Below are 13658 nucleotides of genomic sequence, written 5' to 3'. Positions count from 1 at the left end.
CGGGAACATTATCTGTGAGTTGAGTTCACATGTCACGACCCTCGGTCAACCGCTCGGGTGAGATGGAAGTCTTCGCGAAAGCGGTGGAGCTCGGCGGTTTCTCCTCCGCCGCCCGCCACTTCCGCATGACGCCGTCCGCCGTCAGTAAGCTCGTGCTGCGCCTCGAAGAAAGGCTCGGAGTCCGGCTCGTCAACCGTTCGACGCGTAAGCTCCAGCTTACGCCGGAAGGCCATGCCTTCTACGAGCGCACGACGCGGATACTTTCCGACATCGACGAGGCGGAACGCTGCGCTTCGGCCGGCGAAAGCCCGACCGGCAGGGTGCGGCTGAACGTCAACGCCTCGTTCGGCACGCATGTCCTGATGCCGCTGGTGCCAAAGTTCCGCGAGCGATTTCCGGCGGTCACCCTCGATATCGTTCAGACCGATGCGGTGGTCGACCTGATGGAGGCGCGCGCCGATGTGGCGGTCCGGGCGGGGCCGCTCAAGAGCTCGACACTGATCGCCCGCAAGCTCGGCGCGACGCGGATGGTGATCGTTTCAGCCCCGTCCTATCTCGCGCGCAACGGCATGCCCTCAAGTCTGGACGAACTGCGGGCCCATGACCGGCTCGGCTTCTGCTATGCCCGCGCGGTCGACGGCTGGCCTCTCCGGCAGGCAGGCGAGACGATCGTGCTGCCCGCTTCGGGAGCGGTGCAGGTCAGCGACGGCGAGGGCTTGCGGCACCTCGCCCTTGCCGGCGCCGGGCTGGCCCGGCTTGCCGAGTTCACCGTGCGCGAAGACATGCGTGCCGGCCGGCTGCTGCCGGTGCTCGAGGACTTGAACCCGGGCGATCTCGAAGAGATCCATGCGGTTTTCCTGGGGCAGGGCGGGGCTCTCCCCTCCCGTGTGCGTGCGGTTCTCGACTTTCTTGCGAGCCATGCCCGCGTGACGCCGATGCTGCCCGACGAGCTCGATCGGCAGCGGTTGGGTGTGTCGGGATAGAAGAAGGCCCGCGGGGACCGCGAGCCATTTCTTGATTGGCGCTTGCGTCAGCGCTTCGGTGCGACAAGCGCGAAAACTGCGCCCTGCGGGTCGGCGCCCTGCACGATCCAGGCGCCGCCGGGCACCTCCATCGGATCCTGAATGATCTTGCCGCCGCCGGACGTGACCCGATCGATCGCCGCATCGAGCGCCTCGACGTTGAAATAATAGAGCCAGTAGGGTGGCGCGGGGATTTCCTTCGGCTTGGTCATCATGCCGCCGATCGGCCGGCCGTTGAAGGCGAAGATCTGGTAGACGCCCATTTCGCCCATGTCCATCGCCTGGTCCTTCGTCCAGCCGAACAGCTTCGAATAGAAGTCGAAGGCGGTGTCGAGGTCGCCCGCCATCAATTCATGCCAGCCGACGTTGCCGGCTCCCATCTGGTCCATGGCCGGCGGCGGTTCGCCATCGCCCTTGAACAGCGCGAAGGCAGCGCCATGCGGATCGGTGACGATCGCGAAGCGGCCGACGCCGGGAATGTCGTCCGGCGCGCGGTGGACGGCACCGCCGGCGGCGGCGAGCTTGTCGGCGGTCGCGTCGACATCATCGACTGCCACATAGCCGAGCCAGGCCGGCGGCACCTTCATCTCGAGCGCACCGTCGGGCATGGTCATCAGGCCGGCGATCTGGTGCTCGCCCTTGGAAAAAAGCGTGTAGTTCATGTCCGGCATCCCCGCGTCGCGGGCGGACCAGCCGACAACGCTCTTATAGAAGGCTTCCGCGGCCTTCGTGTCCGTCGTCATCAGCTCGTACCAGATGAATTTCCCGTGCATTGTCGATCCTCCGGTTTGGGTCTATGCAGGCGACGCAGCGATCGCCATGGCTCCAGCTATCGGCGGCGATACTCCGCCCTCATCAGTTCCTTCCAGTCTCCGTCTGCCGCCTGGACGCGGGCCGTCAGCACCCTGCGGTTGGCGTCGATCAGCGTTATTCTGTCCTGGTATCTGGCGGACTTGCCTGGGTTCTCAAAGTCCGGGCCCTCGCAATTCAGAGCGAGCGTCTTGCCGTCGTCTTCGATCTCGCCGTCATAGACCCACATATGCGTCATCATCGAGCCGACCCACGTGCCGAGATAGCGGCCGGTCAGCGGATTGAAGCCCAGCGTCATCAGGGTCTGGCCGGAACTTCCGTCGGGCATGGTGCCTTGCCCTTCGCAAACGACCCAGAGTCCCTGCATCGAACGGACATTCTCGACCCATGGCTCACTCGACCCGCCGCTTCCCATCGACTCTTCCGACGTGACCGTCCATTCACCAAGCAGCTGTTCCAGCCATCGGTGTTCTTCCTGAGGCTCTGCTTTCACGTTCTCCTCCTTGGTTTTTTCGATTGCATCGCCGTGGTCTGCCGCGCCTCGATGCTACGCGGCACAGAGCGTCAGATAGGGCCGACGGCCGCTAAGTCCATTCGACCGCGGCAGGGGGCGTGCGGTCACAGTCAATCGTCATACAGGTCGCAGTGGCGAACGAATTCCGTGCTCGAATTCTCATGGGTGAGAACGTCGAACGGTGGATGCATCGCCATTTTTGCTTGACTATTTAGGTTGATATCAACATTAGTCGAGCATGTCAAAGCTGCCGCTCATCCCCTTCTCGACCACGATCGTCGTCAGGGACAGCTGTCTGTGCCTGCATGTCCAGCGTGCCGCCCGGGCGCTCGCCCGCCGTTTCGACGAGGCGCTGAGGCCGCTCGACATCACCAATGGGCAGTTCTCGCTGATGATGTCGCTCAACAGGCCGGAATCGCCAAGCATGAGCGCGGTCGCGTCGCTTCTGGCGATCGACCGCACGACGCTGACGGCAGCGCTGAAACCGCTCGAGCGCCGCGGTCTCGTCGAGACCTTCGTCGATCCCGATGACAGACGGCTGCGCCGCCTGCGATTGACGGAAGCGGGAGAGCGGCTGCTGGCGGAAGCCGTCCCGATCTGGCAGCGCACGCATGCTGCGGTCGATGCGCAACTCGGCGACGCAGGTCCCGACCGGCTGCGGACCGACCTCCTCGCTCTCACGGAAACGCCGGCGATATGCGGCGCGTGATCAGGTCGGCGCGCGACGCTCTCCGAGCAGCGCGGCGAGTTCGGCGATCAGCGCCGTCGCCCGCCGCAGCCTCTCCTCTCCGATTTCAGCGCCAAGCGCGTTCGCCCAGACGGCCTGCCTTGCCGTGATCTCTGCGAGCGCCGCTTCCCCGCCGGGCGTGAGCGTCATCAGCTTGGCGCGCTGATGTGCCGGATTCTGCCGGTAGGCCAATAGGCCCTCGGCTTCGAGAATATCGGCGATGCGTTGCACGCCCTGCCGCGCCAGTCCGAGGGCGCGGGCCGCCTCTGCCACCGACAACGTCGAATGCCTTGCCGCAGCCAAGACCTGCCAGCGGGCGCTGGTCTGGCCGGATGGCTGCGCCAGCCTATCTCCTTCCGAGGTCAAGTGTCCGGCAAGGCGCAGGACCGAGATGGCGAACTCGGCGAAGGCGTCGCCGGAGGGAGTCCGTGAGGGCTGAATCATGTTGACAATATATTGTCATTTTCGGTAGATGTATTTTGACAATAAGTTGTCATATCGGTTGATGATTGGCAAGAGAGCGCCGGGAGGAACGGGATGAAGATGACCTACAAGGGCAGCTGCCACTGCGGACGTATCCGGTATGAAGTCGATGCCGATCTCGAGGCCGGCACCAGCCGGTGCAATTGCTCCTATTGCTCGAAGACGCGCTATTGGGGCACGCTGGTGAAGCCGGAGGACTTCCGGCTGCTCTGCGAAGAAGCAAGCAGTGGCGACTATCAGTTCAACACGATGAGCGGCCATCATCGCTTCTGCCCGACTTGCGGCGTGTCGCCCTACGGCACGGGAAATGTCGAAGAGCTCGGCGGCGCCTTCGTCTCCATCAACGTTGCCTGCCTCGACGATATCGATCCGGCGGTGCTTGCCGCCCTGCCGATCCAGTATATGGACGGGCTGCACGACAACTGGTGGAATGTGCCGGCCGAGACGCGGCACCTTTGAACATCAGCGACAGCTGAGCTTGCTGACTGCGGCGTCGAGACATGTCTCGAAAGCGGCGAGATCGGTGTAGATCGCATCGGGCCGGGCGTCGCCGACAATGACGACGCCGCCGCGGCGCTCGATGCCCGCATGCAGCATGAGGTTGTCAATCAGGCCGAAATCCTCGACCGACAGCCCGCCCGGATCGCGCAATTGACCGGCGGGATCCGGCTGCACAGCTCCCTTGAAGTGTTCGACAACACGGGCGGCGTGGTCGCGCGCCACATTCGTATAGGCGAAGACCGGCTTGCCGAGCGCGCACATGAAACCAAGCTCGAAGGTGGTGCCGGTATCGGCGGCAATCCCGCGAAAGGGCGTCAGATTGGCGATGATCGCGTCTGCTTCGAGCATCATCCGTTCATCCACGGCGCTGATCGCTGCCGCCCGTTCCCGTTTTGAATTGGTCGGAGGGATTTCAAGGTCACCCGGCGAAAGCGGTATCAGTCCGGCGGCACGCGTCAGAGACGCCTTGCGGTCGAGCATTTGGCGCGCGTTCGGAAGGAAGACTTCAGGTCCGGCCAAATAGACCTTCTTCGCCATGATTTCAGCCCCTGCACAGACAACATGGTTCGATCAGTGTTGCAATCGAGGCTCCGGAGCGGATGACGCTCAGCCGGTCCGGGGCACCACTTTGAGCTGACGCGGTTTGGCTTAGCGGTCGCCGAGATCCCGCACCGCGCCGCGGTCGGCGGAGGTCGCGAAGGCGGCATAGGCCTTGAGCGCAGTCGTCACCTTGCGCTTGCGCGGCTCGGCCGGCTTCCAGCCTTTTGCGTCCTGCTCGGCGCGGCGCCTGGCAAGCTCGGCTTCGTCCACCCTCAGGCTGATGGTGCGGTTCGGGATGTCGATATCGATCATGTCGCCCTCGCGGACGAGCCCGATCGTGCCGCCATTGGCCGCCTCGGGCGAGACATGGCCGATCGACAGCCCGGAGGTGCCGCCGGAGAAGCGGCCGTCGGTGATCAGCGCGCAGGCCTTGCCGAGGCCCTTCGACTTCAGATAGCTCGTCGGATAGAGCATCTCCTGCATGCCGGGGCCGCCCTTCGGCCCCTCGTAGCGGATGACGACCACGTCGCCGGCCTTGATCTCGTTGCCGAGGATCGCCTTGACGGAGGCATCCTGGCTCTCGAAGACGCGGGCCGGGCCGGAGAATTTGAGGATGCTCTCGTCAACGCCGGCCGTCTTCACGATGCAGCCGTCAAGCGCGATGTTGCCCTTCAAGACCGCGAGGCCGCCGTCCTTGGAGAAGGGATGTTCGACCGAACGGATGACGCCCTTTTCCCGGTCGGTGTCGAGGTCGTCCCAGCGCGCCTCCTGGCTGAAGGCAACCTGCGTCGGGATGCCGCCCGGAGCGGCGCGGAAGAAGTTGCGGACAGTCTCGCTCGATGTGCGGGTAATGTCCCAGCGATCGATCGCGTCGCCGATCGTCTCGCTGTGCACGGTCGGGCAATCGCGGTTGATGAGGCCGCCTTTTTCCAGTTCGCCGAGGATCGACATGATGCCGCCGGCGCGGTGCACGTCTTCCATGTGGACGTCGCTCTTCGCCGGCGCGACCTTCGACAGGCAGGGAACCTTGCGCGACAGCCGGTCGATGTCGCCCATGGTGAAGTCGACCTCGCCCTCGTGGGCGGCGGCGAGGATGTGCAGCACGGTGTTGGTCGAGCCGCCCATGGCGATGTCGAGCGCCATGGCGTTTTCGAAGGCCTTCTTGCTGGCGACCGAGCGCGGCAGCACGCGCTCGTCCTCCTGCTCGTAATAGCGGCGCGCCAGGTCGACGACGAGATGACCGGCCTCGACGAAAAGGCGCTTGCGGTCGGCATGGGTCGCGAGCGTCGAGCCGTTGCCGGGCAGCGACAGGCCGAGCGCTTCGGTCAGACAGTTCATCGAGTTGGCGGTGAACATGCCGGAGCAGGAGCCGCAGGTTGGACAGGCGGAACGCTCGATGGCCTTGACGTCCTCGTCGGAGACGCTGTCGTCGGCGGCAGCGACCATGGCGTCGACGAGGTCGAGCGCGTGCTTCTTGCCGTGCAGCACGACCTTGCCGGCTTCCATCGGCCCGCCGGAGACGAAGACGGCCGGAATGTTGAGGCGCAAGGCTGCCATCAGCATGCCGGGCGTGATCTTGTCGCAGTTGGAGATGCAGACCATGGCGTCGGCGCAATGGGCGTTGACCATGTATTCGACGCTGTCGGCGATGATCTCGCGCGACGGCAGCGAATAGAGCATGCCGTCATGGCCCATGGCGATGCCGTCATCGACCGCGATCGTGTTGAATTCCTTGGCGACGCCGCCGGCCGCCTCGATCTCACGGGCGACGAGCTGCCCGAGATCCTTCAGATGCACGTGGCCGGGCACAAACTGGGTGAAGGAGTTCACCACCGCAATAATCGGCTTGCCGAAGTCGCTGTCCTTCATGCCCGTCGCGCGCCAGAGGCCGCGAGCGCCGGCCATGTTGCGGCCGTGGGTGGTGGTGCGGGAGCGATAGGCAGGCATGACGTGTTCCTTCACGGACGAATATCGATACGCGAATATAATGGCGATGATGGAGCGCCTTGCAGGCGTACTAGCGCAAATTTGCGCGCGCGTCATCTTTCGCGTCAGATTATTTCCGCCGCATGAGCCCCGCGCAGCGCCGGTCATTCGTCGCACATTCGAGGCGGCGTTTCCTTGAGGGTTGCCGACCTGCCGCTTCACCTCCGCCTGCAAGGCGCATTGCTTGCCAAGCCACGTCAACAAGTCCATTGTTTTCGGCATTCCGACCTGTGCCGCGGACGTCTCGCGGCGGGTGGGTATCGAGGTTCGTCGGCGATGAACTGCCATGAATGCGGTAGCGAGATAGAGAGCGGCTTCGCGTTCTGCCCGAAATGCGGCGCCAAGCAGCAGAGTTCGTGCTCTGCTTGCGGCTATCTCTGCGCGCCGCATTTCGCCTTCTGCCCGCGCTGCGGCACCCGGCTCGGAGCGCCGGCGGATGTCAGACCGGCTCCAAAGCCGCCGGCGGTAGGCGTCGCGCAGGCGCCTGCAGCACCCTCACCGGATATCGGCGCCGACCGGCGTACCGTCACGGTCCTGTTCGCCGATCTCTGCGGTTTCACCGGTCTCAGCGAGCAGATCGATCCGGAAGTTCTGCAGGCGCTGCAGAACGAGCTCTTCGAGGCGCTGACGAGTGCCGTCGAGACGTTCGGCGGCTTCGTCGACAAGTTCATCGGCGATGCGCTGCTTGCCCTCTTCGGCGCCCCGGTGGCGCATGAGGATGATCCGGAGAGGGCCCTTCGGGCCGCATTGGAAATGCTCGAGCGGACCGCGCAGGTGAGCGAGCGCTGGCATGGGCGCATCGGCCTGCCGCTCAGCCTGCATATCGGCGTCAACACCGGCCCGGTCGTCACCGGCGGCTTCGGGGCGCGCGACGCGAAATCCTATTCGGTCACCGGCGACACGGTGAACACGGCGCAGCGGCTGCAGACGATGGCGGGGCCGGACGAAATCCTGGTCGGGCCGGTGACGCACAGGCTTACCCGGCACGCCTTCGCCTATGAGACGCTCGGCGCCGTCGCGCTGCGCGGCAAAACCGGCAGCCTTCAGGTGCATCGCCTGACCGGCGCGCTCGCGGCGCCGCGCCCGGCCAGGGGTCTCGACGCCCTCGGTCTCAGCGCTCCGCTCATCGGACGCAATGCGGAGATCGGCCGGATGCGCGACTGCCTGGCGCTCGCCTGCGCCGGTACCGCGCAAGTCGTCCGCCTGACCGGCGAAGCCGGCATTGGCAAGTCGCGTCTGGTGGGCGACTTCCTGGCCGCCATCGGCGAGGACCCGCGTTTTGCGCAGGTGGTCGTCAGGCGCGCGGCCTGTTCTCCGCTCGGCGAGCCGTCCTACGGGATGCTCGCCGCCGTGCTCGGCAGCGCCTACGGCATACCGGCCGGCGGCACGGCGGAGGAAATGCAGGAGCGGCTGGCTTCCGGTCTCGCCGAAATCGGCTTCACCGCCGATGAACTCAGTGAGGCGATGCCGCTTCTCTTCCATATTCTCGGAATGGGGGACCGGGACGGCGCCCTGCAGCACGTTCCTCCCGACCAGGTCCGGCGCCAGCTCCTCTCGGTCATCCGCACCATGTTCGAGCGGCGGCTCGAACGGACGCCTTTGCTCATCGTGCTTGAGGACCTGCATTGGGCGGATGCCGCTTCGCTAGAGGCGTTGCGCTTCGTGCTCGACCGGCTCGATCGCCGCCCCTTGATGCTGATCACCACGCAGCGGCCCGATTCCGGCCCGGAGCGCTTGGCTCCGGGGCGCACAAGCGTAACCGCATTGCGTCTCGGATCGCTCTCTCCCGCCGACGGACAGCGGCTCCTTGCGGGGTTCTTCGGAGAGAATTGCCTGCCTCAAGGCCTGCGCTGGCAAATTCTTGCGCGCGCCGGCGGCAACCCGCTGTTCATCGAGGAAATCGTCCGCGGCCTCATCGAACTTGGAACCCTCCGGCGCGACGGATCCCGGTGGCAGGTGGCCGCGGGCGAAGCAAGCGTCGACATTCCCGCTGGCATCGAGGCGATGCTGCTGGCGCGCATCGACCGCCTGCCGCCGGAGGTGCGCCGCCTCGTCCATGGCGCCGCCGTCATCGGCCCGCGCTTCGACGCGGAGCTGCTCGCCGCCATCTCCCCGCAATCCGGCGACGTCGCGACGGGCCTGGAGTTGCTGTGCGACGCCGAAATCATCGAGGAGAGTGCCGGGGGCGGGACGCCGGCATCGCAAAGCTTTCGCTTCGTGCAGTCCTTGCTGCACGAAGTGGTCTACAACAATCTCCTCGTCAAGCGGCGAACGGAGATTCACGCGGCGATCGCCCATGCCCTGGAGCGCCGCCATGGGGAGAGCCCCGAGCGTTTCGAGGATCTGGCCGTCCTCGGGCATCACTACGGTCAGTCGGTCGACCGGGCCAAGGGGGCTCGCTACCTGATGGCGGCCGGAGACCGCGCAAGCCAGCTTTATGCCAACGAAGACGCGATCCGCTTCTATCGGCAGGCGATGGCCGCGCTGGCCACGCTTGGCGAAGAGGAGCCGGACTGGTTCGCCGCTGGCGAGCGGCTCGCCGATCTGCTGGTCCCCCTCGGCGAGCGCGCCCAGGCGGAGGAGCACTATCGTGCACTGCTCGATGCCCGTCCCGTCGCGGCGGATGCGGTAGCCTCTGCGCGGATCCTCCGCAAGCTCGGCCATCTTCTCTGGGAGGCCGGCAAGCGCGATCGGGCGCAGGCGCGCTTCACGGAAGCGGCCGGCCTGCTCGAGCGCGCCGAGGCACCGATCGAAAGCGCGTCGCTGCTGCAGGAGCGGGGTCATCTGGCTTTTCGCATGGGCGACTATCTCGGCGCGTCAGAATGGGCGGACGAAGCCTTGGAGAGGGTCAAGGCGCTTGGTCCCGCCATGGGTGCCGAATCGAGGCGCGAGGTAGCCCTCGTCACCGCCGAGGCGTTGAATACAAAGGCGGTGGCCCTCGCGCGGCGCGGTCGCACGCGAGAGGCGATCGAGGCGGTGGAGACGAGCGTCAAGGTGGCCGAAGCGGCGGCCCTGATGCACGCGGCCTGCCGCGGCTATACCAATCTCGGCGTGCTCTATACGATCGTCGATCCGAAGCTCGCCATCGACGTCTGCCGGCGCGGCCTCGACATGGCCCGCCGCATCGGCGACCTCGGCTTCCAGGCGCGGCTCCTTGCCAATCTTGCAGTCGCCCATTGCACCTTTACCGACCGCTGCGCGGCCGAAGGGGTGCCGGCGGCGCAAAAGGCGATCGAGATCGACCGGGCGCTCGACCAGCGCGATCATCTGCCGGTCTCGCTGCTGGTGCTGGGGCAGATATTCCAGTGCCACGGCAGGCCAGCAGAGGCTCGCAGGCTCTACGGCGAAGCGCTCGATCTTGCCGGTGAAACGGACGAAGCGCAGGTGCTGTTTCCGTGCTATGATGGCTTGGCGACACTTTGCCTGGATGAAGGCGAGCTCGCCGAGGCCGAACGTCATTTCCGTTTGGCGCAAGAAATCTGCGAAAGTCACGATCTCGATCCGGAAGCCCTGGTGATACTGCCTTTCCTCGACTGAGCAGCCTTCACTCGGCAATGGCCCGGAAAGAGGCAGCGCCGCACGCCTCGAGAGGCCTGCGCTGCACGGCATGCAGGGAGGAGAACAGCCATGGCGGAGTATACCAGTTCCGGGCCGTTGCAGCCGGGCGACCGGGCGCCGAACGTGGTGCTCGACGCGATCACCCAGGAGGGCAAGATCGCCATTGATGATTTTCGGGGGCGCAAACCCGTTCTGGTGGGACTGTTCCGGGGCCTGCAATGCCCGTTCTGCCGCCGGCAGATCGCCACCATGGCGCAGCTCAAGGCCGCCCTCAACGAAAAGGGGGTAGAGACCCTGACGGTCGTCAACACGCCGATCGAGCGGGCCCGGCTCTATTTCCGCTACCATCCCCTGCCGAATTTGCTTGCCGCGTCGGATCCCCAGCGGCTTTCGCACCGAGCCTTCGGCCTGCCGAATCTCGAATTCACCGAGGATGAGGACGATTGGCCGCATAAATTGGGCATGCAGACGGTGATGTCGATGCGCCTCGACATGCCCGGCGAACTGCCGGAACCGATGAATCCTGTCGCCGCGTCAGCCTATCTCCAGAAAGCCGACGGCTATGAGATGACCGAGGACGACAAGCGGATGGAGGCGGCCGCCATGGCGCAGCTCGTCGGTGAGTTCCTGCTCGACCGCGACGGCGTCGTGCGGTGGTCCTTCACCGAAGCTTCGCCGGACGGCCGCAACATGTTCCGTTCTCCTTCGCCGGACGAGGTGATGTCGGCTGCATCGCAGGTCCTCCATTGAGGGTGAGCGGCGGTGCCGGCCCGCCCTTCGGAACCGCTCCGGACAAACAAAAAGGCCGGGGTAAACCCGACCTTCCTCATCACCTTCCGCCTTTGCCAGTCCATCCGTGGTCAATGGCGAGGTGGGTTCTTCCTAGACGCTGTTCGTGACAAGTGCATGACGAGCAACCGAATTCGCGATCGATTGCCGCGACAGGGAAGATCGATGCGCCGATACGATCCGTTTGAATGCAAGTTGGAACGTTAGCGCTTTCTAAAGAATTCATCGACAAGATGTCTATATGCGCGGCTTGCTACTGTTCATTGTTGCGTTGGCTGGTTTCTGGGCGATCGACCGGATCGCCTGCGAGGGGCGATACGGCCGCGCGGCCTGGCGCGAAGCAAAGCAGCAGGCCAATTCCGTTCGCTATCAAGTGGAATATTGGGTCGACGATATCGTCAGGCTTTAGCCCCCGCCGATGGCAGAACCGGTTGCAACAGAAAAGGCCGGGCTCGCCCGACCTTCCTCATCACCTCTCGCCTTTGCCAGTCCATCCGTGGTCAACGGCGAGGTGCATCTTTCCTACCCGAGGACCGTGACGATCTCGTGACAGCGGCTGCAACAAGCGCTGATCGGCTGCAATCGGTCGCAAGAGAAGGCGGGCGTGAAAGGATTGTGACCCTTACGATGTCAACAATGCTGTTCGGCTGCAAAAGGTCGACTTTTCTCGATCGAGCCTCGTAAAGAATCGCGAAGCATCCTCGTAGGAGAACAGCGCAACTTGGGCAAAGCTCGGGCACGAAAAAGGCCCGAGCAGGCCACCGCCTCTCGGGAATCGCTGCCGAAACGTGAGGATTGCGCCCAAGCCCGTCGAGCGAAACCCCACGGTTCGGACAGTCCATATCCCACCTCGACGGAGCCAGACTCCGTCTGCGCCCATCGAACACAAAGCTAATGTGTCCGCGAGAAATAATCCCGAAGGACGCTCCACAAACTGATCGCGCTCCGACTGTAAAGCCCTATGGAAAAAGGCAGCCGAAATGTTTCGAGGGGACCAGATGGCGAGCCAGCTGCTCGGATGGTTGGTCAACTCGGGAAAGCGTTAGAAGCCTTGAAATCCGATCTGTTGGCGCCGATATTTTCTGCACTTCTTTTTCATCCGGTGTGAATGCGAAAGGAGGACATCATGCTTAACCCGGAACTGGTTTGGATGACGCCCGTCATCGTTCGCAAAAAGGACGGGACCCCGCAGGTCTTCGCCTGCGTCAACGATGCGCTTGATTTTCTCGAAGAGGACCTGGCCCTCCATCGAGGTGGAAAATACAGTCGAGCCGTTCAAACGTGCCGCCGTGCTCTGAACCGAATGACTCCAGTGGCCATCGCGCGCGAAGCGTTCATTGACGCCTGCCGAGATGCGGGCATGGCAGCGAGCGCGGATGCAATGTTCGGCGCGAAACCCGGTGCTGGCGGTCAACACTCGCTTGCCAAAAGGCTGGAGTCGGGGCACGCTTCCAGGCCCCGACCTATCGAGCAGCAACCCATGCGACCCGTCACCAAGTTCTGAATGGCCCTGTCGTAAGGATTGCCTAACCCCGCGACTACCGTCTCGCCTCGCTCCCGGGAATGTCCGGAAGTTCACGTCCGTCCAAACGAGTAATCAAGTCCGTCTTGAAGATTAATTTGCCCAAGATCGTCTTACGCAGCGTGCGCAGCACGCGGAACAGCGTCAACAAGCTTCATTCGTGGGTCGGGCTCTGGTTGATCGTCTCGCCCTGCTGCAATTCGCGACACGCGCCGCTACTGAAAGGTACGGCGCTTCGGCCACAGCCGGTTACTGCTCCCCTCAAACTAGCGGCTCCTGTCGTCCACGACGATGTAGTTAAGTTTCTGTCTTTCCGCATAGACAATGGCGGCCTCGCGGGATGGGAAGTTCGACCTGAGACAGCGTGTCACTCCCTCCGGTATAGCCGATGAGATAGTCGATGACCGGCGGGTCTTTCCGTTCGAACACCAGCGGCCAAGGTCGCCTTGAGAGGCGCGCTGACGTCTTCACGGAACGTGACGGACGAAAGATGCGTGCTACAGGGTCACTGTTTGGTTGTAGCCGGTCCTCAGCCGCCGGATGCTGGCTGTCGCCGATCTGCTCCGCGAATTTCCGATCATCGCTACGAGAGCTTTCCTGTCGAGAACGGCGTCCCGTCATGAGATAGGTTGTCGTCACCAGAATAGCCGGCCGGGCAATCGACCCGGCCGGCGGCGACGGTACTATTTGGCTTTATCGATGCTGATCCGCTTGACGTTGGCTCGCGCCTTCACGGTCTTAGGCAGTGTCACCGAGAGCAGGCCGTTCCTGAACGTTGCGGCGACCTTATTCTCATCGACCTGGCCACCAAGAGCCAGCCGCCGTTCGAAGCGCCCGTAGTAGCGCTCTGTGAACCGGCGGCCATTGTCCTCCGTTTCCGATTTCTTCTCGCCGCGAAGCGTTAGCACACCATCGTCCAGCAGCACCTCGACATCGTCTGGATCAATCCCCGGCACCTCCGCTGTCACGCGGATCTCGTTGTCGTTCTCCTCGATCTCCACTGTCGGCCACGAGCCATTGAAGGACGTCGCAGCACCGAACAACGAGGGCTGGCCAAAACCGCGGAAGACGTCGTCAAACAGCCGGTTTACATTGCGGTGCAGCGAAAGGAACGGATCTAGGTCATCGCCGCGAAAGGCGCTTGGAACCTGGCTGCTGCTACGATCCCAGGGGATCAGGTCACGTACATTCATGGCTTCATCCTTT

The 13658-nt window shown here is 64.0% G+C and carries 13 protein-coding genes; 7 read left to right on the top strand and 6 right to left on the bottom strand.

The genetic code is table 11. The annotated features are described in order from the left end of the window. Nucleotides 1–29: 29 nt before the first annotated feature. Nucleotides 30–983, top strand: coding sequence for a LysR family transcriptional regulator (locus SS05631_RS15505; protein ID WP_037420307.1), 954 nt, complete (start codon nucleotides 30–32; stop codon nucleotides 981–983). Between the two features lie 47 nt (nucleotides 984–1030). Here the strand turns inward: SS05631_RS15505 and SS05631_RS15500 are convergent, their stop codons facing one another. Both SS05631_RS15500 and SS05631_RS15495 read right to left on the bottom strand, forming a co-directional pair. Further along, the gene (locus SS05631_RS15500; RefSeq protein ID WP_037420305.1) at nucleotides 1031–1795 is read right to left on the bottom strand and encodes a VOC family protein; all 765 of its coding nucleotides are present in this window, start codon (nucleotides 1793–1795) and stop codon (nucleotides 1031–1033) included. Between the two features lie 56 nt (nucleotides 1796–1851). Beyond that, nucleotides 1852–2325: a DUF1579 domain-containing protein gene (locus SS05631_RS15495; protein WP_037420303.1), complete on the bottom strand. Its 474-nt coding sequence runs from the start codon at nucleotides 2323–2325 to the stop codon at nucleotides 1852–1854. Between the two features lie 259 nt (nucleotides 2326–2584). Here SS05631_RS15495 and SS05631_RS15490 point away from each other — a divergent pair, with 259 nt between their 5' ends. Continuing rightward, entirely contained in the window at nucleotides 2585–3055 is a 471-nt protein-coding gene (locus SS05631_RS15490; RefSeq protein WP_037420301.1) for a MarR family transcriptional regulator, read from the top strand. Here the strand turns inward: SS05631_RS15490 and SS05631_RS15485 are convergent, their stop codons facing one another. Beyond that, complete coding sequence (locus SS05631_RS15485; protein WP_037420299.1) at nucleotides 3056–3517, bottom strand: MarR family transcriptional regulator; 462 nt, start codon at nucleotides 3515–3517, stop codon at nucleotides 3056–3058. 93 nt (nucleotides 3518–3610) lie between these two features. Here SS05631_RS15485 and SS05631_RS15480 point away from each other — a divergent pair, with 93 nt between their 5' ends. Further along, nucleotides 3611–4015 carry a GFA family protein gene (locus tag SS05631_RS15480; RefSeq protein ID WP_037420295.1) on the top strand — a complete coding sequence of 135 codons (405 nt, stop codon included), beginning with the start codon at nucleotides 3611–3613 and terminating at the stop codon, nucleotides 4013–4015. Nucleotides 4016–4018: 3 nt separating this feature from the next. On the opposite strand, the gene SS05631_RS15475 is transcribed toward SS05631_RS15480, so the two are convergent. Beyond that, nucleotides 4019–4594 carry a nucleoside 2-deoxyribosyltransferase gene (locus tag SS05631_RS15475; RefSeq protein ID WP_037420293.1) on the bottom strand — a complete coding sequence of 192 codons (576 nt, stop codon included), beginning with the start codon at nucleotides 4592–4594 and terminating at the stop codon, nucleotides 4019–4021. Nucleotides 4595–4705: 111 nt separating this feature from the next. Then, nucleotides 4706–6544, bottom strand: a complete 1839-nt coding sequence (gene ilvD / locus SS05631_RS15470) for a dihydroxy-acid dehydratase (RefSeq protein WP_037420381.1) — start codon at nucleotides 6542–6544, stop codon at nucleotides 4706–4708. A gap of 315 nt (nucleotides 6545–6859) precedes the next feature. Between ilvD and SS05631_RS15465 the strand changes: the two genes are divergently transcribed. The 4 genes from SS05631_RS15465 to SS05631_RS15450 all read left to right on the top strand — a co-directional run bounded on the left by SS05631_RS15465 (nucleotide 6860) and on the right by SS05631_RS15450 (nucleotide 12434). Further along, the gene (locus SS05631_RS15465; RefSeq protein WP_037420290.1) at nucleotides 6860–10120 is read left to right on the top strand and encodes an adenylate/guanylate cyclase domain-containing protein; all 3261 of its coding nucleotides are present in this window, start codon (nucleotides 6860–6862) and stop codon (nucleotides 10118–10120) included. A 90-nt stretch (nucleotides 10121–10210) separates the two neighbouring features. Beyond that, nucleotides 10211–10891: a peroxiredoxin-like family protein gene (locus SS05631_RS15460; RefSeq protein ID WP_037420287.1), complete on the top strand. Its 681-nt coding sequence runs from the start codon at nucleotides 10211–10213 to the stop codon at nucleotides 10889–10891. A gap of 280 nt (nucleotides 10892–11171) precedes the next feature. Next, nucleotides 11172–11339: a hypothetical protein gene (locus SS05631_RS15455; protein ID WP_083854105.1), complete on the top strand. Its 168-nt coding sequence runs from the start codon at nucleotides 11172–11174 to the stop codon at nucleotides 11337–11339. A 699-nt stretch (nucleotides 11340–12038) separates the two neighbouring features. Then, on the top strand, nucleotides 12039–12434 hold the full coding sequence (locus SS05631_RS15450; protein WP_083854104.1) for a DUF982 domain-containing protein: 396 nt from the start codon (nucleotides 12039–12041) through the stop codon (nucleotides 12432–12434). A gap of 701 nt (nucleotides 12435–13135) precedes the next feature. Here SS05631_RS15450 and SS05631_RS15440 read toward each other — a convergent pair. Further along, complete coding sequence (locus tag SS05631_RS15440; protein WP_037420283.1) at nucleotides 13136–13645, bottom strand: Hsp20/alpha crystallin family protein; 510 nt, start codon at nucleotides 13643–13645, stop codon at nucleotides 13136–13138. Nucleotides 13646–13658 lie beyond the last annotated feature (13 nt).

The organism is Sinorhizobium sp. CCBAU 05631 (assembly GCF_002288505.1).
Taxonomy (GTDB): domain Bacteria; phylum Pseudomonadota; class Alphaproteobacteria; order Rhizobiales; family Rhizobiaceae; genus Sinorhizobium; species Sinorhizobium fredii_C.
Note: the sequence above shows the minus strand (reverse complement) of the source record. Positions and strands in the feature narration are given on the sequence as shown.

Excerpts from the sequence above, each read along its gene's own strand:
- SS05631_RS15485 (WP_037420299.1), bottom strand. The coding sequence starts at position 3,517 with ATGATTCAGCCCTCACGGACTCCCTCCGGCGACGCCTTCGCCGAGTTC.
- ilvD (WP_037420381.1), bottom strand. The coding sequence starts at position 6,544 with ATGCCTGCCTATCGCTCCCGCACCACCACCCACGGCCGCAACATGGCC.
- SS05631_RS15450 (WP_083854104.1), top strand. The coding sequence starts at position 12,039 with ATGCGAAAGGAGGACATCATGCTTAACCCGGAACTGGTTTGGATGACG.
- SS05631_RS15505 (WP_037420307.1), top strand. The coding sequence starts at position 30 with ATGTCACGACCCTCGGTCAACCGCTCGGGTGAGATGGAAGTCTTCGCG.
- SS05631_RS15475 (WP_037420293.1), bottom strand. The coding sequence starts at position 4,594 with ATGGCGAAGAAGGTCTATTTGGCCGGACCTGAAGTCTTCCTTCCGAAC.
- SS05631_RS15440 (WP_037420283.1), bottom strand. The coding sequence starts at position 13,645 with ATGAATGTACGTGACCTGATCCCCTGGGATCGTAGCAGCAGCCAGGTT.
- SS05631_RS15480 (WP_037420295.1), top strand. The coding sequence starts at position 3,611 with ATGAAGATGACCTACAAGGGCAGCTGCCACTGCGGACGTATCCGGTAT.
- SS05631_RS15465 (WP_037420290.1), top strand. The coding sequence starts at position 6,860 with ATGAACTGCCATGAATGCGGTAGCGAGATAGAGAGCGGCTTCGCGTTC.
- SS05631_RS15460 (WP_037420287.1), top strand. The coding sequence starts at position 10,211 with ATGGCGGAGTATACCAGTTCCGGGCCGTTGCAGCCGGGCGACCGGGCG.
- SS05631_RS15490 (WP_037420301.1), top strand. The coding sequence starts at position 2,585 with ATGTCAAAGCTGCCGCTCATCCCCTTCTCGACCACGATCGTCGTCAGG.
- SS05631_RS15500 (WP_037420305.1), bottom strand. The coding sequence starts at position 1,795 with ATGCACGGGAAATTCATCTGGTACGAGCTGATGACGACGGACACGAAG.
- SS05631_RS15455 (WP_083854105.1), top strand. The coding sequence starts at position 11,172 with ATGCGCGGCTTGCTACTGTTCATTGTTGCGTTGGCTGGTTTCTGGGCG.